Raw genomic sequence first — 20051 nt, forward strand, 5'->3', positions numbered from 1 at the left:
TGCCTTACGGCAGATTAATACGTGTATTCCGCCGTGAAGCGCACCGAACGCGGCGCCGTGCGGCCAGCCACCTGCAGGTAATTGCGGGCGATGGCGCCATGGTCTTCTCGCGTTTCGTTGTAGCGCGTCACCGTCTGGCTGTTGAACACATTGAACACGTCCACTTTCAAGCTCAGGCCTTTGACGGCGCTGGGAGTATAGGCCACATTCAGGTCCAGCTGGGCTTGCCATGGCAGGCGGCCCTGGCTGCCGCGCGGCGCCGGCTTGCCGTTGCAATAGAAGTAGGAATCGCCGTAGTCGTTGTCGAACTTCAGGTCATCGGGCAGCGCGCCGATGCAGTTGCGCGGCGCACCCGAGATCAGCGACATGTTGGCGCCCACGGTCACGTCGGGCACGACCTGCATGAAGCCATACGCCTTGAACGCGTGGCGGTGGTCGCCCGGCAGGTAGCCATAGGCGTTGTACATCAGTTCCTTGTGGTCGTCGCTGACCGTCAGGCCCACGTCGCCGCCGCCGATGCTGTCGGTCTGGCCTTCCATATTGCCCTTCAGGCCGGACAGGGTGTAGGTCAGCTTGCCGTACCAGCCGTTCGTGTACGGGTGCTCGACGAACAGGTTCAGGGCGCGGTAGGTGCGCGATGGCAGCGGATTGCCCCACTCCGCCGCCGAGATGTCGACGCGGCGCAGGCCCTTGCCGTCGTCGAAGTCGACCATCAGACTGTTGTCGCGGCCCGGGTTGATGATGGCGCACTGGAAGCCGCCCCAGTTGCTCGTGTCGACGCTGTTGCGCGTGGCCCAGGCTTGCAGCGGACGCGCGTCGCAGACGTCGTCGTTGGTGTCGTTCAGCTTGCGGTACAGCACACTGGCGCCGACCACCAGCTTCTTGCTCAGGGCACGTTCGAAGCCCAGCGAGAATTCATCCTGCGACAGCGGCTTCAGGCCGATGGCCGTCACTTCGCGCGCATCGCGGCTCTGGCCGTAGGCATTGTTGGCCGAATACGGCTTGCTGATGGCGTGCAGGCCCGTCGGCGCGCCCGTCACGGGATCGACGCCCGTGTACGTGTACATTTCGCTGGTGGCCAGGAAGGGACTGGCCATGTTGCTCGACAGATTCGATGGCACCGGCAGGTGGTAGCGGCCGCCATTGGCGAAGAATTTCAGGGTGCCGTCGCCCAGGTAATCCCAGGTGGCGCCCACGCGCGGGGCGATCATGTTGCGCTGCGAGATGAACGCCACGCCGTCGGTGCTGTAGTTGGTGAACTGTTCGCGGCGCAGACCCAGGTCCAGCAGCACTTTTTCAGTGACCTGGTAGTGATCCTGGATGTATTGCGCCGATTGCACGCTGGTGGGACGCGCCAGGTTGGCGTTCAAGTCCTTGCTCACATAGTAACCCTGCGTGCCGTAACCGCCGCCCTGGGCCGGCGTTTCAAACGCGCCGTTGATCGGGCGGTTCGGATCGGCGGCCTTCTGGTAGCTCCAGCGGTAGCCGCCGGCCAGGCTCAGGCCCACCTTCGATTCCACGTCGATGCGGTCGATGCCGCCGCGCAGCGAATGCTTGCCCAGCTTGTATTCCAGGTCCAGGCGCTTGGCCTTCTGGCGGTCTTCCGAGGACGGGTCGATCAGGGTGCCCGTCACCGTCTGCGGATTGGCATACGTCAGCCCTGGCACCTGGGTCGAGGAATTCGACGACGTCTGCGCCAGCAGCGGGTTGTAGCCGTTCGGCGTGCGGGTGTGCGAGGTGCGCGACTGCCCCATCATCGCCGTCAGCGTCAGGTTGTCGGTCAAATAGCCGGTGTACTTGAAGATGTCGATGTTCGCGCCCGGCGCGGCCGACGAGCCGCAGCAGTTGGTCGTCGTCTCGCCCTTGCCGGACTGGACGCCGTTGCTCGAATGCGTGTCGTAGCTGTAGCCATACGACTGGCTGTCCGTGCGGGTGCGGTCATACAGCTTGGTGTACTCGAAGTGATGGTCGTCCGTCAGGTTGTAATCGAGCTTGGCCATCATGCGGTCCACCTTGCTCTGGCTGGTGCTCCAGCCGCGCGCCAGCGCCGTGCCCGAGTCGGCGGCGGCCGCCACGGCCTGGCCGTCGGTGCGCGTCTGTTCCAGCGCGACGAAGGCGAACAGCTTGTTCTTGATCAAAGGACCGCTGCCATACAGGCCCACCACCTTGCTGGTGCTGCCATTGTCGCGGTTCCAGTACAGCAGATTGCCGTCCGTCTTCGGATTGGCGCCCGTGTTCGGGTAGTAGGTGTTTTCCGGCTCGCCCTTCAGCGAGCGGGGAATGATGGAAACCTTGCCGCCGAATTCGACCTTGTTGCCGCCGCTCTTGGTGGTGATGTTGATCACGCCGCCGGTGGAACGGCCGAATTCCGAACCATAGCCGCCCGACAGCACCTGCATGTTCGAAATCGCGCCAAATGGCAGTTCCGACGCGCCCACCTGGGTCAGGATGTTCGTGATCGGGAAGCCGTTGACATAGAACGCGTTTTCCGACTGGCCCGAGCCGCCGATCGACGGCGCGTTGCCGTACACGCTGTTGGTGCCGCGCGAGACGCCCGGCGTCAGCTGCACGATGGACGCGACATCGTTGCCCACCGGCAGGGCCTTGAGTTCCTTGGCCGTGAAGATCACGCCATTGTTGGTGTTCGACACGTCGATCGGGTTGCGCGACGCCTTCACGACGACGGTCTGTTCCTGGCTGACGGGACCGGCCGCGCTAGCCGGGCCGAAGTTGGCCTCGGCGCCGGCGCCGATCAGGGCCTCGACCTCCTGCGCCGCCTCGACGGCGCCGGCGCGCAGCACGCGCACCGCATAGCGGCCAGGCGGCATGGAATTGGCCACATAGCGGCCCGACGCATCCGGCGTCAAGGTGCGCTGCACGCCTGTCGCCAGGTTTTCCAGCACCACGGTGGCGCCGGCCGGCGCGGTCACTTCGCCGAAAATGGTACTGGTGGCGTTCGACTGTGCCCAGGCCTGGCCTGGCACGCCTACCGCCAGCGCGATGACGATCGCGGCGGCGCGGCTGATGTCGCGCAATTTGAGTCGGGTGCTATGCATAATGGTCTCTCCGTCTATATATGAGGGTTATAAGCGCCCCTCCCCGGTCCGAAGAGGGGTGCGTTTTTTTATTGTTGGTGGTAGTTCGGTCAGCGCGGCTTGACGGTCGCGCCTTCCGTGCCGGTCAGTACGGCGTTGGCCCAATTGCCGCAGACCTGGGCCGGTTGGGCGCCGCGCGCGCCCAGGGTGCGCAAACTGAGCTGGCTCAGGCCGCGTACATCGATTTCGGGTTTGACTACCCCGGGAGCCGTGACCAGGCCGCTGTCATACAGCAGCCGCTCACCGCTCCATACCTGGAATTGCAAGCCGCCCGCGCTGCGGCAGCTATCGTCCACGCCCAGGTCGGCGCGCAGCAGATTCCAGTTCCCCGCCAGCTGCAGGTCGATGCGGCTGGCAGGTCCCACGCCGAGGCCCTTGCGGAACCACAGCCCGTTCATGCGCATCTCGGCAGCCTTGCCGGCCGGCCGGTCGCGCCCGATGTTCTTCGGCAGCGCCAGGTCCGACAGGTAGCGCTGCACTTCCGCGCCTTCGGCCACGCGGTGCTCGAGCACGCGGAATTCGGACAGGGTGACGGGCGCCACGTCGGTCGCCAGCGCGGCGTCGAAGGCGCGCGCCACCGGTGCGGCCTGCGCCGCCGTGACCATCGGGTCCGTGCTGGCCGCGCCGTCGCCTTCCGGATTTTGCGTGCTCATGACGCGGAAGCGCAGCAAACGCCCTGCCGTGGCCGGGAAATTGATCGTCTGCATGCCCTGCGCCAGCTTGAGGGTGCCGCGCGCCAGCGGCGCGCCCCATTCGCCGTTGTTGTCGCCGATATAAATCTCGTAGTCGCGCACCTGGCCATGTTTCCAGTGCTGGTCGTTGCGCGGCGCCAGTTCGATGCCGTCCACCAGGCGCCGCTCCGTAAAGCCGATCACCCATTCATGCGGACCGCTCTTGACGGCCGGGCTGCGCACGGTGCGGAACCAGGTCTCGGGCTTGCCGTCGAAGGCGTTTTCCAGCGCATAGCCGCTTTCTTCAAGGGGACGCGCCACCACCTGCATGGCGTCGGCCGGCAAGGCGCGGCCCGGCACCGGGGCGGCCGGGAAATCGGCATCGGTCCTGGCCACGGCCAGCGCGCCGGCGACCTGCAACATCAAGGCCTGGCGGATATCCTGCGCCGCCACCTTCACGTGCAAGGTGCCCTGGCGTTCGGCCGCATCGAAGAACCAGCCTTCGGCCGCCCGGTCGTAGGTGGCGCGGTCGGCTGCGGCGGCAAGCAGGCGCTCGCCGGCATGCACGGTCGCCGGACGCTGGCCCGCCAGCATGCGCAGCGCATAGCTGCGGCGCGCTTCCTGGCCCTGGTACTTGCCGTCGACGGCGCCAATCTCCACGCGCACATCGGCGCCGCTGGCGTGCATGCGCATCACTTGCTGGCTGAAGGCGCCGCCCTGGTACTGGCGCGTGTTGCCGTCGTCTTCATACAGGGTGTATGCCGAGTCGCCGTGCGGATAGATATCGAGCGTGAGTTGGTCCTTCGGCTTCTGGCCGTCGTACAGCATTTCCGGATACATGGGCAGGATGGCGCCGGCGCGCACGAACACGGGCAGCTTTTCCAAGGTCACCTGCAGGTCCAGGTCGCGCCCCCTGGCGCCGGCCGTGGCCTGGCGGCCATCCCAGTAGTCGTACCACGTGCCCTGCGGCAGGTGGATGCCCTTGCGCCAGCCGCCGCTGACGGCCTGGCTGCGGTAGACGGGCGCCACCAGCACGTCGCGGCCCAGCAGGAACTGGTATTTGTAGGCTTCCGTGTAGGCGGCCGGGTCTTGCGGGTAATCCCACATCAATCCCCGCACCAGCGGCGCGCCCGTCTGCTCCGCTTCGCGCGTCAGCGTATACATATACGGCGTGAGGCGCATCTTGAGCTTCAGGTAGCGGCGGTTGATATCGCGGTACGGCTGCTCGAACCACCATGGATGCTTGCGCTCGGCCGCGGCCCAGCCGGACATGCCCATCAGCACGGGCGTGAAGCTCTTCCATTGCAGGTCGCGCAGATAGGTTTCCGGGCTGCCGCCGAAGATGGCGTCGACGTCGCCGGACGCATACGCCTGGCCGGACAGGCCCGAGCCGATCAGGGTCGGGATGTGCCAGCGGATATAGTCCCAGCTGGCGCTCTGGTCGCCCGTCCACGCCACGGCGTAGCGCTGGATGCCGGCCCAGCCCATCACCGTCCACAGGAAGGGACGGCTGTCGGAATTGTTCAGGATGCCGTCGTAGGCGGACTTGTTCGCATCCATGGCGAACTGGTAGCCCTTGCCCGTCCACGCCACGTCCAGCTTTTGCACGCGGCTGCCCGCCTGGCCCACCTCCCAGGCGATCTTGTCGACGCCGTTTTCCGTCCACAGGCCCGTGCGGAAGCCATAGCCGGCCAGGCCCTTCACGGTTTCCGGCAGCTGCGTATAGCCGCAGCCGTAGCCGTCGTTGGGCAGGATCCAGCCGCCCGGCATGTCATGTTCGCGGTACTGGCGCGCCACGGTTTCCACCACGTCCGGCGTCTTGCCCGTCGGGCCATCGCTCCAGCCTTTCGGCACGGAGCCGGGCTTTTTCACGTTGTCGCCATCGTTGTAGCAATCGGCGTCGCCGTATTCCAGCGCCCAGCGTGGCAGCATGCGCGCGCGGCCCGTCAGTTCCGTGTAGCGGGCGACGACGTCGCGCACGTCCTTGCCGACGAAGAAATAGGCGTCGAAACGGCCTTCCGCGTGCTGCAGCGAGATCTGTTCATTGTCGCGCAAGTCGTAATTGCCGTCGGACCAGGTGTTGCGCAGCATGCCCCAGCCCCGTGAGCTCATGAGAAATGGCGCGGGATTCGGGCGGTCACCCTCTTCCCAGCCGCCCGAATAAGAGACGGGCACCTGCCTGCCCTTGAATTCGAAACGGCCGTTTTGCTGGCCGCCGCCGAAATAACGTTCGCCGGGCGCGCTGGACAGCACCTGCACGCCCTGCTTGGCGTCCAGCGACAGCGGCTGCACTTCGCGCCACAGCGGCACGCTGTCGCCGGCGCGGAACAGGGTAAAGCGCAGCGGCTTGCGGTCGATGCGCAGGCTCAGCGCCTCGGTGGAAATCAGGATATGGTCGGCCTGTTCGCTGACTTTATACGCCACCTGCGCGGCCGGCTGGCCGACGACGATGGGCGCGGCCTTGTCGCCAGGTCCCGTCAAGCCCGTTTTCGGCCCGGCCCAGATGCGCAGCACGTCCGCCTGCGGCAGGCTGACACGCAGCTGCACGCCCGTGTCGCTGCGCACATCCCAGCCCAGCCCTTCGCCCTTGGCCACGTCGGCCGCATGCACGGCGCTCAGTGCCTGCAGGTTACCGATGGGAGCGGCATGCGCCCCGTGGAGTGCCAGGGTGGACAGGGCGGCAAGCACGCAGGCGGCGATGGCACGGCGGGGAAGCGGGAGTGGTTTCATCTGGCAAGCTTTCAGAAAAGTGCGATGCGATGGGAATACTTTAAGAAGAAAAATAAACATCGTCAATAAAAAGAAAGTTATTGCGTGAAATTATTCTAAAAAAGCCCAAATATGGCGTATTTATCTTTCGATTCACCAAAATGTCACACTATGCACTTTCGTTATCGTCGTATATCGGCGACAAATCGTCTCGACATGGGCTTGTGCACTGCAAAAAACCGCCATTGCCGGACACATGAACGCAGACATATCGCAAGACAACAAAGTATTTACTTTCGTTTTACTTTCGTATTTGACTTTTCGAAATTTAGTATTTATGCTTTATCACAACAAACACTTTACTGACACTTCCATGACTACCCTTCTTCAGCGTGACATTCAAACCTGGCGCGACATCGGCGGCCTGCATACGGCCGAGGAGATCGCCCATCAGCCAGCCATCTGGCGCGCGCTGGCCGGCATTTTGCGCGCCGAGCAAGCCAGCCTGGCCGCCTTCCTCGGCGACGCGCTGCGCAATCCCCGGCAGCGCGTCATCCTGACGGGCGCCGGCAGCTCGGCCTATGTGGGCGAGATCGTCGTCGATGAACTCAATGCCGCCTGGCCGGCGCAGATCCGCGCCATCGCCACCACGACTTTGCTGACGCACCATGAGCTGTACCTGGAAGCGGATGCGCCCACGCTGCTCGTGTCGTTTGCCCGCAGCGGCGACAGCCCGGAAAGCCTGGCCGCCGTGGAATTGCTGCGCCAGGTCGTGCCTGGCGCGCGCTTCCTCAATATCACCTGCAATGCGGATGGCAAGCTGGCGCGCCAGGGCGCCAATGACGCCCAAACCTACAACCTGCTGATGCCGGCCGGCAGCTGCGACCGCGGCTTCGCCATGACCAGCAGCTTTAGCAGCATGCTGCTGGCGGCCCTGGCGGTGCTGGGCAAGCATACGGACCTGGCGCGCCTGGATACCCTGGCCAGCCTGGGCGAACAGGCGTTGCGCGACTGGTCGGCGCCCGTGGCGGACCTCGGCTCGCAGCCGGTGCAGCGCGTGGTCTACCTGGGCAGCGGCCCGCTGGAAGCGCTGGCCAAGGAAGCGGCCCTGAAAATCCTGGAGCTGACGGGCGGGCGCGTGATGGCGATGGCGAATACGGCGCTGGGCTTCCGCCACGGCCCGAAATCGGCCGTCACCACGGAGTCGCTGGTGATCCTGCTGCGCAGCAGCAAGCCGCTGGCGCGCCAGTACGAGGACGACTTACTGAAAGAACTGCAGCGCGACAGCGTGGCGCAGGCATGCCTGACCGTGGGCATCGGCGGCGACCTGTCGGCCGACGCGCCGGCCTGGCCCGACGCCTGGCTGGCCCCGCTGTGGCTGCTGATGGCGCAGCAATACGCGCTGCACCAGTCCGCGCTGCTGCAACTGCGCCCCGACAATCCATTCGCCGGCGGCATCGTCAACCGTGTCGTGCAGGGCGTCACCATCTATGGCCATGAGCAATTCTAATCCTGAGCAGCACGCGCAGCGGCGCGGCTACCACGGCATCGACATCGGCGGCAGCAAGATGGAGCTGGTGGCGTTTGCTGACCGCGATGGCGCGCTGGAAGAAGTATTCCGCGAGCGCGTGGCCACGCCCGGCGACGATTTCCCCGCCTTCGTGCAAGCCATCGTCGACCTGGTGGCGCATGGCGACGCGGCGCTGGGCAGCGCCGCGCCCGTCGGCATCGGCTTGCCCGGCGTGATCGACAGCGCCAGCGGCCGCCAGCTCAGCTCCAACGTGCCGGCCCTGAACGGCCGCCTGGTGGCGCAGACCTTGCAGCAAACCTTGCAGCGCCCCGTCGCCATCGGCAACGATTGCCAATGCTTCGCCCTGTCCGAGGCGCAGGGCGGCGCGGCCGGCCATGTCGCCAGCATGTTCGGCGCCATCCTCGGCACGGGCGCCGGCGGCGGCTATTGCGTGGGCGGCCAGCTGCTGCGCGGCTTTAACGGCGTGGCCGGCGAATGGGGCCACTGGAGCCTGCCGGCCGCCCTGCTGGTGCAGCACGGCTTGACGGACTACGCCTGCCCCTGCGGCAAGCAGGGCTGCCTGGAGCGCTATGTCTCCGGTCCGGCCATGAGCAAGCTGCACGCGCATTTCGGCGGCGACGGCGCCGAGCCGCTGGCCATCATGGCGCGCGCCAACATGGGCGACGCCGTGGCCCAGCGCACGGTGGCCGTGCACCTCGACATCCTCGGCCACGCGCTGGCCGGCCTGGTGCTGGCCTACGATCCGCACGCCATCGTGCTCGGTGGCGGCCTGTCCAAGCTGCCGCACCTGTACGACAAGCTGCCGGCCGCCGTCAGGCGCCACCTGTTCCCCGGCGTGCACGTGCCGCCCATCCTGCCGCCGCGCTTTGGCGACGCCGGCGGCGCACGCGGCGCCGCCCTCCTGATCCGACAACATACGAAGGCTTGAGAACGATGAACCAAGTGGAAACCCCGTCTTTTACCTTATCGCCCGTCCAGCAAGTGATCAAGGCGCACCGCCGCGGCGAAGTCGTCGGCCTGTATGCCGTCTGCTGCAGCCACCCGAGCGTGCTGCGTGCCGCCATGCGCGTGGCCAGCGAGTACGACACCGTGCTGCTGGTCGAGGCGACCTCGAACCAGGTCGACCAGTTCGGCGGCTACACGGGCATGACGCCGGCCGTCTTCCGCGACACCATGCTGGCGCTGGCGCGGGAACAGGGTTTTCCGTCCGAGCGCCTGGTGCTGGGCGGCGACCACCTGGGACCGAACGCCTGGCAGCACCTCGATGCGGAGACGGCCATGGACCACGCCGAAACCCTGATCGCCGCCTACGCGGCGGCCGGCTTCCATAAAATCCACCTCGATTGCAGCATGCGCTGCTTGGATGACCCCTTGCTGCTCGACGATGAAACCGTGGCCGCCCGCTCGGCGCGCCTGTGCAAGGTCGCCGAAGCGGCGGCCGCCGCGGCGGGCTTTACGCCGCCCGTCTACGTGATCGGCACGGAAGTGCCGATTCCCGGCGGCGAAGCGTCGCTGGCGCAGGCCGGCGCCGTCACCAGCCCGCAGGCGGCGCGCCGCACGCTGGACGTGCACCGCCGCGCCTTCCTCGACAACGGCTTGCATGGCGCCTGGCGCCGCGTGATCGCCATGGTGGTGCAGCCGGGCGTCGATTTCGACCAGAGCAGCATCCAGCACTACGACGCGGATGCCGCCGCCGAACTGTCGGCCTTCGTCGCCGAGCAGCCCGGCCTCGTGTTCGAAGCCCATTCCACCGACTACCAGCGCGAATCGGCCCTGCACGCCATGGTGCGCGACCATTTCGCCATCCTGAAAGTGGGTCCCGCCGCCACCTTCGCCCTGCGCGAAGCGCTGTTCGCCCTGTGCCAGATCGAGGAAGAACTGCTGCCGGCGGCGGCGACCTCGCAACTGATGCAGGTGCTCGACGACGTCATGCTGGCCAAGCCGAAGAACTGGATCAAGCACTACCTGGGCACGCCGGAAGAACAGCGGCTGATGCGCCGCTATGGCTTGAGCGACCGTTGCCGCTATTACTGGGGCGAGCCGGAAGTGGCGGCCGCCGTCGACAAGCTGCTGGCCAACCTGCAGGACCTGGCGATTCCGCTGCCGCTGCTGAGCCAGCACTTGCCGGAACAGTACCTGGCCGTGGTAGAGGGCAGCCTGGCCGTGGCGGCGCCGGCCTTGATCGAGCACAAGATCGGCAGCCTGCTGGCGCAATATGCGCGCGCCTGCAACCGCAATGCGGCGGTGGCCATCGTTGCCGAAGCGGCAATCTGTTAAGCTCGGCATTTTCATTTTTTACTGAGCCCGCCACCATGCGAAATACCAGCCAACGCCGTGAATCCATCCTCCAAATGCTCGCCCAGCAGGGCTCGGTGCAAGTGACCGATTTGGTGGAAAAGCTCGGCGTGTCCGCGGTCACCATCCGCAGCGACCTCAATGCGCTGGAAGCGCAAGGCATGGCCACGCGCAGCCACGGCGGCGCGACGTTGACGCGCACGCCGCCGCCCGAGCACACGATACGCCAGAAGGACGCCATCAACCACGAGCAGAAGGAGCGCATCGGCGCCTATGCGGCGCGGCTGGTGCAACCGGGCGACAACATCATCATCGACTCGGGCACCACCACCATCTCGCTGGCGCGCCACCTGCGCGACGCCACCGGCGTGACGGTGGCCACGAACGGCCTGAATATCGCGTGGGAACTGGCCGATGCACCGGGCGTGGACCTGATCCTGACGGGCGGCCTGCTGCGCAAGCAGTCGCTGTCGATCCAGGGCAGCCAGGCCGAGACCTGCCTGCAAGCCTACAGCTTCGACAAGCTGTTCCTCGGCGTGGACGGCTTCGACCTGCAGTTCGGCGTCACCACCCACCACGAGGCGGAAGCCAGCCTGAACCACAAGATGGTGGAACGGGCAAAGAAAATCATCGTCCTCACGGACGCCTCCAAGTTCGGCCGCGTCAGCCTGCACCGCATCGTGCAGCTGGACCGCGTCGATACCGTCATCACCGATGCCAGCATCAGCCAGGAGTACCGCGAAGGGCTGCAAAAGCTGGGCATCGAACTTTTCATAGCGGAATAACACATGCTGAGCGGCAGAATCCTTACCCCATCTGGCTGGATCACGGGCACCATCACTTTTGACCAGCGTATCGTCCAGATACAGGAAGACCCTGCCGCCGACAGCGCGCTGACCATCCTGCCCGGCTTCATCGACCTGCACGTGCATGGCGCGGCCGGCGTCGACATCATGGAAGGCGGCGACGCCGGCGCCACCGTGGCGCAAGTGCATGCGCGCCATGGCACCACGGCCCTGCTGGGCACCACGCTGACGGCAAAGGAGCCGTCGATCCTGCGCGCCCTGCAAGGCTTGGCCGGCGTCATCGCGCAGCGCCCGGCCAACGGCGCGCGCATGCTGGGCGTGCACCTGGAAGGCCCGTTCCTGAATTTGCACCGCCTCGGCGCGCAGCCGCCCGACGTGGTGCAGGCCAGCCTGGCGCTGGTGCAGCGCTTTCACGCCATCGCCCCCATCAAGGTGCTGACCATGGCGCCGGAAATCCCCGGCCACCTGGAGCTGATCCCCCAACTGGCGGCGATGGGCATCCGCGTGCAGATCGGCCACAGCGCCGGCACCTATGACGAAGGCGTGGCCGCGCTGAAGGCCGGCGTCTCCGGCTTCACGCACCTGTACAACGGCATGACGGGCATGACCCATTACGATCCCGGCATAGTGGGCGCGGCGCTGGCACATGCCGAATACGCGGAAATCATCCCCGACCTGCAGCACGTGGCCAAGGGCGCCCTGCGCGCGGCTCTGCGCGCCATCCCGCGCCTATACGGCGTGACGGACGCCACCTCGGCCACCGGCATGCCGGACGGCGAATACGGCCTGGGCACGCAGCGCGTCTACAAATGCATGGGCTGCGTGCGCCTGGCCACGGGCTCGCTGGCCGGCAGCGTGCTGACCATGGACCAGGCCCTGCGCAATTTCGTCGACCTGGGCCTGGACCTGGCCGACGCCTCGAACCGCCTGTCGCTGTACCCGGCCGACTACCTGGGCGAATCCGAACGGGGCCGCCTGGCGCCCGGCGCCTGGGCCGATATCGTCGTCCTTGACGCCAGCCTGCAGCCAGTGTCCGTCTTCGTCGAAGGCACGGCCATCGATCTTTCCACCCGCTAGACCACTTCAACCCCACCTCCGGAGTTTCCATGCACGACACGTCACACAAGGCCCCCGTGTGGGCCATGCGCTACCTGCTATTTATTGCCGGCATGGGGGGATTGCTGTACGGCATAGACATCGGCATCATCGCCGGCGCCCTGCCCTACCTGGAATCGACGGCCTCGGTGGCGTGGAAACTGACGGCCCAGCAGCTGAGCTTTATCGTTGCCGCCGTGCTCCTGGGTTCCGTCCTGTCGTCGCTGTTCGCCGGCGCCCTGGCCGACCTGCTGGGGCGGCGCTGGGTCATGTTCTGGGCCGGCGCCCTGTTCAGCGCCAGCATCCCCCTGATCGCCCTGGCCGACGGCTACACGCCGCTGCTGCTCGGTCGCTTGCTGCAAGGCATCAGCGGCGGCTTGATCGGCGTCGTCGTGCCCCTGTACCTGGCCGAATGCCTGCCCGCGCAACAGCGGGGACGGGGCGCGGCCCTGTTCCAGCTGCTGCTGACCATCGGCCTGGTGGCGGCCGCCCTGATCGGCCTGGTGCAGGCGCAGACGGTGGAAACGGCCACGCAGGTGGCGCAGGCGCTGCCCGAGGCGGGCCGCATTGCCGCCATCTTCACGGCCAAGGACCACGCCTGGCGCAGCATCTTCTGGGTGTGCCTGACGCCGGGCCTCGTGTTTACCATCGGCGCCCTGCTGCTGGCCGAGTCGCCGCGCTGGCTGGCCCGCCGCGGCCGCGTGGAACAGGCGCGCCAGTCGCTGCTGCGCACGCGTTTGCCCCATGAAGCGGACGCGGAACTGCGCGAGATCCTCGATACCCCCGAAAATGCGGCCAGAGTGGACGGCAAGGGCAAGGCCAGGGACCCGCTGCTGAGCCGCCGCTACGTGCTGCCCTTCCTGCTGGCCTGTCTGATCCTGGCCTGCACGCAGGCGACGGGCATCAATTCCATCCTCGCCTATGTCGTCAACATCCTCAACCAGGCCGGCCTGTCCGGCGCCTCGGCCAACATGGCCGACGTCCTGCTGAAAGTGCTGAACGCCGTGATGACGGTGGTGGCCGTGCTGCTGGTGGACCGCAAGGGCCGCAAGTTCCTGCTGATGCTGGGCACGGGCGGCATCATCGTCTCGCTGCTGGCGGCGGGCCTGCTGTTCCGCGGCGCCGAAGCGGGCCTGGCCGACGTGCGTCCCGCCATCGCCGCGCAGATCCGGAACGATGGCCTGGCCCTGCGCCTCGATGCGGCCACCCTGAGCGCGCTGGGCGCGGCCGCCGACGGCACGCCGCAGCAGCTGACCATCGCCTACGCCTACGGCCCGTTCACCAACGTGAAGAGCCTGCGCAGCGACGATCCCGTGCTGCGCCAGGTGACGATCGCCCGCGAGGATGCGGTGCAGGCCGACAGCGTCATCGGCGTGTTCTTCCGCAAGCTGCACCTGAATCCGTTCGCCGACCCGGCCGCCGGGCGCGAGGCGCCGCTGCGCATCGAGAAGGCCAGCCTGGGCCCCGTGCCCTCGTCCACGCACGGCTGGCTGGTGGCGGTCGCCATCTGCGTGTTTGTCTCCAGCTTTGCCGTGGGGCCGGGCGTGTGCGTGTGGCTGGCCCTGTCCGAGCTGATGCCGACGCGCATACGCTCGAACGGCATGAGCATCGCGCTGCTGGTGAACCAGTTCGTCTCGACGGTGATCGCCGCCATCTTCCTGCCGACGGTGGGCTTGCACGGCTATTCGACCCTGTTCTTCTTCGGCGCCGGCTGCACCGTCGTGTACTTCCTGGCCGCCGCGTTTTTGTTGCCGGAAACCAAGGGAAAGACCCTCGAGGAAATCGAAGCGCACTTCGCCAAGTAAGTCATTAAGCAGGCAAGGCAGTCTCCTTTACGGCCCCGGTCCATCATCCCGGGGCTTTTTTTTGCCTGCTGGACAAGCTTGCAGCGCTGGCGTGCACGGCAAAGTACATATTTCCTTCTAGAATGCCTGCAGGCTGGGCTAGAATCTGGCTGCGTCGTGCTGCCCACGAGGCGGCAATGGCGCCATGACAAAAACACACAGGAGAGACAGTGAGCTTATTTAGAACCAAGAATTTGGATGATATGATCGCCCACAGCAAGAAGCCGGGAGGACTGGCAAAAGTGCTGGGCCCCTTCGACCTGGTGCTCATGGGCATAGGCGCCATCGTCGGCACCGGCATTTTCGTGCTCACCGGCACGGGCGCCCTGACGGCTGGCCCCGCCCTCTCGCTGTCCTTCGTCGTGGCGGCCGTCGCCTGCTGCTTCGCCGCCCTGTGCTATGCGGAATTCGCCTCCACCGTGCCGGTGGCCGGCTCCATCTATACCTACAGCTATGCCACCCTGGGCGAGCTGGCCGCCTGGATGATAGGCTGGGACCTGCTGCTCGAGTACGGCCTGGCCGCGGCCGCCGTCTCCGTCGGCTGGTCCGGCTACTTCCAGTCGCTGCTGTCGGGCTTTGGCATCGTGCTGCCCGTGGCCTTGACGGCCGCCCCCGGCGCCCTGCCTGGCGTGACCACCTTCATCAACCTGCCGGCCCTCGTCATCATGCTGGCCCTGACAGCCATGCTGGGCTGGGGCGTGCGCGAATCGGCGCGCCTGAACAACATCATGGTGGCCATCAAGGTGGGCGTGGTGCTGCTGTTCATCATCTTCGGCGCGCGCCACGTGCAGCCGGCCAACTGGCAGCCTTACATGCCGTTCGGCTACCACGGCATGCTGAGCGCCGCCGCCCTCGTGTTCTTCGCCTTCATCGGCTTCGACGCCGTCACCTCGGCCGCCGAGGAAGTCAAGAAGCCGGCGCGCGATCTGCCGATCGGCATTATCGGCTCGCTGGCCGTGTGCGCCGTGCTGTACGTGGTGGTCTCGGCCATCATGACGGGCATCGTGCCATACCAGAAATTCCTCGGCGTCGACCATCCCGTCTCGCTGGCCCTGCAATACGCGGGCGAAAAATGGATCGCCGGCTTCGTCGACCTGGGCGCCATCCTCGGCATGACCACCGTGATCCTCGTGATGGCCTTCGGCCAGACGCGCATCATCTTCGCCATGTCGCGCGACGGCTTGCTGCCCAAGCGCCTGTCGACCGTGCATCCGCGCTTCCACACGCCGTTCTTCGCCACCTGGCTGGTGGGCATCGTGTTCGGCCTGATCGCCGCCGTGATCCCGCTCAACATCCTCGCTGAGCTGATCAACATCGGCACCCTGGCCGCCTTCACCATGGTGTCCGTCGCCGTCGTGGTGCTGCGCAAGCGCCGTCCCGACCTGCCGCGCGCCTTCCGCTGCCCTGGCGTGCCGTATGTGCCGGCGCTGGCCGTGATCCTGTGCGTGGGCCTGATGACCTTCCTCAGCTGGGTCACCTGGGTCGCCTTTTCCATCTGGCTCGTGCTGGGCCTGATCATCTACTTCGGCTACGCGCGCCGCCGTTCGCTGCTGCACCCGCCGCAGTAATCCTTCACGCCGGCGACACGTTTCGCCGCCGGCGCCTTAAGATGGCGGTCTCGCAACCCAAGCAGGCCGCCATCCATGCAACGCTCCCCCGACCTCATCGAACAGCTGGACCGCAGCACGGACCAGCTTCAGCGCGCGCGCCTGCGCAATATGCAGCTGCTGGCCGCCGGCTTGCTGCTGCTGGCGGCGCTGGTGTTTGCCGTCGCCCGCGCGCAGCGCGGCGGCCACCCGGCCTGGGGCTATGTGGAGGCGTTTGCCGAGGCCGCGATGGTGGGCGCGATTGCCGACTGGTTCGCCGTTGTCGCCCTGTTCCGCCACCCGCTGGGCATTCCGCTGTGGCACACGGCCATCATCCCGAACAGCAAGACGGAAATCGGGCGCAGCCTGGGCGCCTTCGTGGAAAACCATTTCATCACCGAGCAAGGCATCGCCGAGCGCATCGCGCAAGCCGATCCGGCCGGACGGCTGGGCGCCTGGCTGGACGACCCGCAGCATGCGCGCCAGCTGGGCATGGCCAGCGCCGGCGTCGCCAAGCAGCTGCTGGCGATGGCCGACCATGAAAAACTGGGCCGGCTGCTGCGCGCACAGGCCAGCGCCTACCTGGGCCAGTTGAACGTGTCGGACGTCGCGGCCGACTGCATCGATGCGCTGGTCGCCGACGGCAAGCCGCAGGAACTGGTGGATTTCCTGCTCGACCGCAGCGCCGCCTACCTGGCCGACGAGCGCCACCACGCCGCCATCGGCGACTTCGCGCTGGGCGCCTTCCAGATCGAGAACGCGCTCGTGAAAAAGGCCTTGAAGGCGTATGAACCGCGCATGATCGCCTCGCTGCAAAAGTTTGCCCTCGCCGTGCGCCTCGACCCCGGCCACCCGCTGCGCCAGCGCATCGCCGGCTGGATCGCCGACAGCGCGCTGCACCTGAAGGCCGATCCGCACTGGCAGGAGACCGTGCGCCGCTACCAGCAGCAGCTGGTCGCCAGCGACACCGTGCAAGCCATGCTGGGCGAGCTGTGGGACACCATCCACGCGCGCCTGCTGGCCGACCTGCACGCCGACCGGCCCGTGCTGGCGGAGGCCATCGCCGGCCTGGCGCAGAACACGGGCAAGGTGCTGGGCAAGGACGCGGCCGCGCGCGCCTGGCTGAACGACGCCATCGTCGCCGGCAGCGGCACGCTGGTGCGCCGCTACCGGGGCGAAGTGGGCGCCTTCATCGAAAACCGCCTGGCCCTGTGGAGCAAGGAAGAAATGAGCAGCCGCATCGAGCTGGCCATCGGCCGCGACCTGCAATTCATCCGCATCAACGGTACCGTCGTCGGCGGCCTGGCCGGCCTGCTCATTTACGCCGCCAGCCAGGCGTTCTAGCGGCCCCTCACCACTGCGGGCCGCGCGCCGGCACGCCCGCATGCGAGGGAAAATGCGGCAGCACCTCCTCGGCCAGCTCCTGCAGCACTTGCGCCGCCGGCCGCTGCCCGTGCTGGATGCCCAGTGCCGCGTGGTTGACGCCCGCGTCGCGCCACTCGCCCAGCAGGTCGATCAAGCCCTTGCGCCCCGTGCGCAGCACATAACCGCTGCGCACGGGCGTGCGCGGGTAATCGGCGTCGTCCACCAGGTCCAGCCATTCGTTGCACATGTGCGGGCGGAAGCCGCCATCGGGGATGCAGGCGCGCCAGGCGCGGATCTTGTCCGCCAGGCGGCGCGGGCCGTCCGGCGTATGCGTCGCTTCCGGATACGTCAGCCAGCCATCCGCGTGGCGTCCTATCCATGCCAAAGGCTGACCCGAGGAACTGGTGACGACCAGGGGAATGGCGCCGGCGGCCGGTTTCGGCAGCAGTTCGAGGCCATCGAGGCTGCCCAGCGGGCCGCTGATCTGTGCCGGGCCGGGGCGCAGCAGCTGGCGGAACATGTGCACCGCCTGCGCATAGCGTTCGCCGCGCGTCGCGTGCGGCACGCCATACGCGGGAAATTCGCTGGCGCGGTCGCCCGCGGCCGTGCCCAGCACCAGGCGTCCGCCCGACAGCTGGTCGATGCTGGCGGCAGCCTTGGCCAGGTCGACGGGATGGCGCAGCGTGAAGATGGCGCTGCCCGTGGCCAGGGCCAGCGTCTGCGTGCGCGCCGCCAGGTATGCCAGGTAGGTCCACGGGTCGAACAGCTGGCCCGCATCGCCGAAGCGGCGGTCGTACAGGGGAATGTCGCGCACCCAGGCGGCGGCAAAGCCTTGCCGGTCCATGGCGGCGACAAGGTCGGCCTGGCCGGCCAGCGCCCGCATGTCGCCCTGGTAAAAGCGCAGCGGCAGGAAGATGCCGAGCGTGAGCGCGCCGGGCGCGAACATGCGGCGGTAGCCGGGGTGATGGGCAAACGCGTGCGAGGACGCGCCGGAGGTGTCAATGGTCATGGGGTTCCTTGTCGTGGATCAGGCGCCCGTGGCGGGCGCGGGAATGGAGATGCCCAGCCGGACGGCCGGGCGGGCCGCCACGCGGGCGTACCAGGCACGCACGTGCGGCCAGGCAGAAAAGTCGAAGCCGACCAGCCGCGCGATGTGCAGCCAGCCGAAGCTGGCGATATCGGCCATCGAATACTCGTCGCCGGCCAGGTAGGCGCAGGCGGCCAGGCGGCCTTCCATGGTGGCGAAGGCCGCGTCGCACAGCTGGCGGAAATGCGCCGCCGCGGCGGCATTCGCGCCCGCTTCGGCAATCTCGAAATGCACGCGCTGGCCCAGCAGCGGCCCCATGCTGGCCGCGTGGAAGGCCAGCCAGGTGATGGCGGCCCAGCGCTGCGCGGGGTGCGCCGGCAGCAGGCGCCCCGTCTTCTCGGCCAGGTACAGCAGGATGGCGGCCGATTCGAACACGGTGATGCCCGCCTCGTGATCGACCAGTACGGGTATGCGGCCGTGCGGATTGAGGGCCAGGAAAGCGGCTTGACGGTGCTCGCCCTGCTCGATGCGCACGTGGCGCAGCCGGTACGGCAAGCCCAGTTCGGCCAGCGCGATGGTGGCCTTGAAACCGTTGGGCGAACTGTCGGTGTACAGCTCGATCATGGCGTCGCCTCCTGGCGCGCGGCCCTGCCGGGCAGGATGGCCACGGCGCAGGCCAGGCCCGCCGCCACCAGGCAGGCGGAAACGAGGATGGCGCTGCTGTAGCCTTGCGCGGCCGTGCCGCCGCCGGCCAGCACGGCGATGCTGACGGCCACGCCCACGGCCAGTCCCACGGCGGAACCGACTTCCTGCGTGGTGGTCAGCATGCCGCCCGCCAGGCCATGGTCCGCTTCCGGCACGCCGTCGATGCCGGCCACGGTCCAGGCGGGAAAGGCCAGGCCGTAGCCGATGCCGGCCAGCACGGTGCCGGGCAGGATGGACGCGCCCCAGGCGGACAATGTGGCCAGCGCGCTGCCCAGCAGTGCCAGGCCGCCGATGAACAGCAGCATGCCGCCGACGATGACGGGCTTGGTGCCGCAGCGGGCGATCAGCGCCGGCCCGGCCCAGGCGCTGGCCAGCGTAAAGGCGATGGCCATGGGCAGCAGTCCCAGCCCCGTGCGCGTGGCGGAAAACCCCAGCACTTCCTGCATGGCCAGCGCCACGACGACAAAGGTGGGGCCCAGCGCCGTATTGGCCAGCAACGACACCACGTTCGCACCGCCCGTCGAGCGGCGCCAGAAGACGGCCAGCGGCATCAGCGGCGCGGCCACGCGGCTCTCGACCCAGACGAACAAGGCCAGCAGGGCCAGCGCCGCGGCGACCAGGGCGAACGTGAGCGGGTGCGCCAGGCCCACATGTTCGCTGTTGGCAAAGGCAAACACCAGCATGGCCGCGCCCGAGGCCACCAGCAGCGCACCCCACACGTCGAGCGTACCGGACGCCGCGGCGGCATCGGGTTTGCCTGCCGGCAAGGCGGGCGACAGCGCCAGCACCAGCGCGCCGACGGGTACATTGATCCACAGCACCCAGCGCCAGCCCAGCAGGTCGGTGATGAAGCCGCCCAGTATCAGGCCCGCGACAAAGCCGCTGGCCGCCACGGCCGTCCAGGCGCCCAGCGCCCGGTTGCGCTGCGCGGGCTCGGGAAAGACGGCCAGCAGCAGCGAGAATGCGGCCGGCGAAAACATGGCGGCGCCCAGGCCCTGCAGCGCGCGCGTGGCCACCAGCATGGCCGGGCTGTGCGAAAAGCCGCCGAGCAGGGACGCCGCCGTAAACAGCAGCACGCCGGCGAGGAAGACGCGGCGGCGGCCGAACATGTCGGCCGCGCGCCCGCCCAGCAGCAGGAAGCCGGCGATGGCCACGCCATAGGCGTTGATGACCCACTGCAAGCCGCCCGGGGTGAAGCCCAGGCTGTGCTGGATTTGCGGCAAGGGAATCATGGTGATGGAAAAATCGAGCAAGGCGACGAATTGCGTCGTGCACAGCAAGATCAGGCAAAGTTGCCGATGTGAAAGTAGCATAGCCATCCT

Annotated in this window: 13 protein-coding genes; 8 read left to right on the forward strand and 5 right to left on the reverse strand. The window is 67.4% G+C overall.

The features are described from left to right. Positions 1-14: 14 nt before the first annotated feature. Together YQ44_RS13615 and YQ44_RS13620 are read right to left on the reverse strand one after the other, a co-directional pair. Entirely contained in the window at positions 15-3056 is a 3042-nt protein-coding gene (locus tag YQ44_RS13615) for a TonB-dependent receptor (protein WP_071323838.1), read from the reverse strand. Positions 3057-3145: 89 nt separating this feature from the next. Next, positions 3146-6496: a TIM-barrel domain-containing protein gene (locus YQ44_RS13620; protein ID WP_156894829.1), complete on the reverse strand. Its 3351-nt coding sequence runs from the start codon at positions 6494-6496 to the stop codon at positions 3146-3148. Between the two features lie 352 nt (positions 6497-6848). Between YQ44_RS13620 and YQ44_RS13625 the strand changes: the two genes are divergently transcribed. The 8 genes from YQ44_RS13625 (at position 6849) to YQ44_RS13660 (ending at position 16976) form a co-directional block, all read left to right on the forward strand. Further along, complete coding sequence (locus tag YQ44_RS13625; RefSeq protein WP_071323839.1) at positions 6849-7985, forward strand: SIS domain-containing protein; 1137 nt, start codon at positions 6849-6851, stop codon at positions 7983-7985. After that, complete coding sequence (locus YQ44_RS13630) at positions 7972-8934, forward strand: ROK family protein (RefSeq protein WP_071323840.1); 963 nt, start codon at positions 7972-7974, stop codon at positions 8932-8934. The genes YQ44_RS13625 and YQ44_RS13630 overlap by 14 nt, the downstream gene beginning before the upstream one ends. A 5-nt stretch (positions 8935-8939) precedes the next feature. Then, entirely contained in the window at positions 8940-10283 is a 1344-nt protein-coding gene (locus YQ44_RS13635) for a D-tagatose-bisphosphate aldolase, class II, non-catalytic subunit (protein ID WP_071323841.1), read from the forward strand. Positions 10284-10357: 74 nt separating this feature from the next. After that, complete coding sequence (agaR, locus tag YQ44_RS13640; RefSeq protein ID WP_232251284.1) at positions 10358-11086, forward strand: transcriptional repressor AgaR; 729 nt, start codon at positions 10358-10360, stop codon at positions 11084-11086. A 3-nt stretch (positions 11087-11089) separates the two neighbouring features. After that, positions 11090-12184 (forward strand): N-acetylglucosamine-6-phosphate deacetylase, encoded by a 1095-nt coding sequence (locus YQ44_RS13645; RefSeq protein WP_071323843.1) that lies wholly within the window; start codon positions 11090-11092, stop codon positions 12182-12184. A 29-nt stretch (positions 12185-12213) separates the two neighbouring features. After that, entirely contained in the window at positions 12214-14007 is a 1794-nt protein-coding gene (locus YQ44_RS13650; protein WP_071323844.1) for an MFS transporter, read from the forward strand. Between the two features lie 209 nt (positions 14008-14216). After that, positions 14217-15614: an amino acid permease gene (locus YQ44_RS13655; protein WP_071323845.1), complete on the forward strand. Its 1398-nt coding sequence runs from the start codon at positions 14217-14219 to the stop codon at positions 15612-15614. 75 nt (positions 15615-15689) lie between these two features. Next, positions 15690-16976 (forward strand): DUF445 domain-containing protein, encoded by a 1287-nt coding sequence (locus YQ44_RS13660; RefSeq protein WP_071323846.1) that lies wholly within the window; start codon positions 15690-15692, stop codon positions 16974-16976. A 7-nt stretch (positions 16977-16983) separates the two neighbouring features. On the opposite strand, the gene YQ44_RS13665 is transcribed toward YQ44_RS13660, so the two are convergent. The 3 genes from YQ44_RS13665 to YQ44_RS13675 are packed head-to-tail and all read right to left on the reverse strand — an operon-like array spanning position 16984 to position 20042. Beyond that, positions 16984-18006 carry an LLM class oxidoreductase gene (locus tag YQ44_RS13665; RefSeq protein WP_071323847.1) on the reverse strand — a complete coding sequence of 341 codons (1023 nt, stop codon included), beginning with the start codon at positions 18004-18006 and terminating at the stop codon, positions 16984-16986. A gap of 18 nt (positions 18007-18024) precedes the next feature. Continuing rightward, the gene (locus tag YQ44_RS13670) at positions 18025-18648 is read right to left on the reverse strand and encodes a glutathione S-transferase family protein (RefSeq protein ID WP_071323848.1); all 624 of its coding nucleotides are present in this window, start codon (positions 18646-18648) and stop codon (positions 18025-18027) included. Beyond that, the gene (locus tag YQ44_RS13675) at positions 18645-20042 is read right to left on the reverse strand and encodes an MFS transporter (RefSeq protein WP_071323849.1); all 1398 of its coding nucleotides are present in this window, start codon (positions 20040-20042) and stop codon (positions 18645-18647) included. Before YQ44_RS13675 ends, YQ44_RS13670 begins: the two co-directional genes overlap by 4 nt. Positions 20043-20051 lie beyond the last annotated feature (9 nt).

This window comes from Janthinobacterium sp. 1_2014MBL_MicDiv, assembly GCF_001865675.1.
In the GTDB taxonomy this organism is placed as follows: Bacteria; Pseudomonadota; Gammaproteobacteria; order Burkholderiales; family Burkholderiaceae_D; genus Janthinobacterium.

Bases quoted from the DNA above. Each gene is read 5' to 3' on its own strand.
- YQ44_RS13615 (WP_071323838.1), bottom strand. From the start codon at position 3,056: ATGCATAGCACCCGACTCAAATTGCGCGACATCAGCCGCGCCGCCGCG.
- YQ44_RS13620 (WP_156894829.1), bottom strand. From the start codon at position 6,496: ATGAAACCACTCCCGCTTCCCCGCCGTGCCATCGCCGCCTGCGTGCTT.
- YQ44_RS13625 (WP_071323839.1), top strand. From the start codon at position 6,849: ATGACTACCCTTCTTCAGCGTGACATTCAAACCTGGCGCGACATCGGC.
- YQ44_RS13630 (WP_071323840.1), top strand. From the start codon at position 7,972: ATGAGCAATTCTAATCCTGAGCAGCACGCGCAGCGGCGCGGCTACCAC.
- YQ44_RS13635 (WP_071323841.1), top strand. From the start codon at position 8,940: ATGAACCAAGTGGAAACCCCGTCTTTTACCTTATCGCCCGTCCAGCAA.
- agaR (WP_232251284.1), top strand. From the start codon at position 10,358: ATGCTCGCCCAGCAGGGCTCGGTGCAAGTGACCGATTTGGTGGAAAAG.
- YQ44_RS13645 (WP_071323843.1), top strand. From the start codon at position 11,090: ATGCTGAGCGGCAGAATCCTTACCCCATCTGGCTGGATCACGGGCACC.
- YQ44_RS13650 (WP_071323844.1), top strand. From the start codon at position 12,214: ATGCACGACACGTCACACAAGGCCCCCGTGTGGGCCATGCGCTACCTG.
- YQ44_RS13660 (WP_071323846.1), top strand. From the start codon at position 15,690: ATGCAACGCTCCCCCGACCTCATCGAACAGCTGGACCGCAGCACGGAC.
- YQ44_RS13665 (WP_071323847.1), bottom strand. From the start codon at position 18,006: ATGACCATTGACACCTCCGGCGCGTCCTCGCACGCGTTTGCCCATCAC.
- YQ44_RS13670 (WP_071323848.1), bottom strand. From the start codon at position 18,648: ATGATCGAGCTGTACACCGACAGTTCGCCCAACGGTTTCAAGGCCACC.
- YQ44_RS13675 (WP_071323849.1), bottom strand. From the start codon at position 20,042: ATGCTACTTTCACATCGGCAACTTTGCCTGATCTTGCTGTGCACGACG.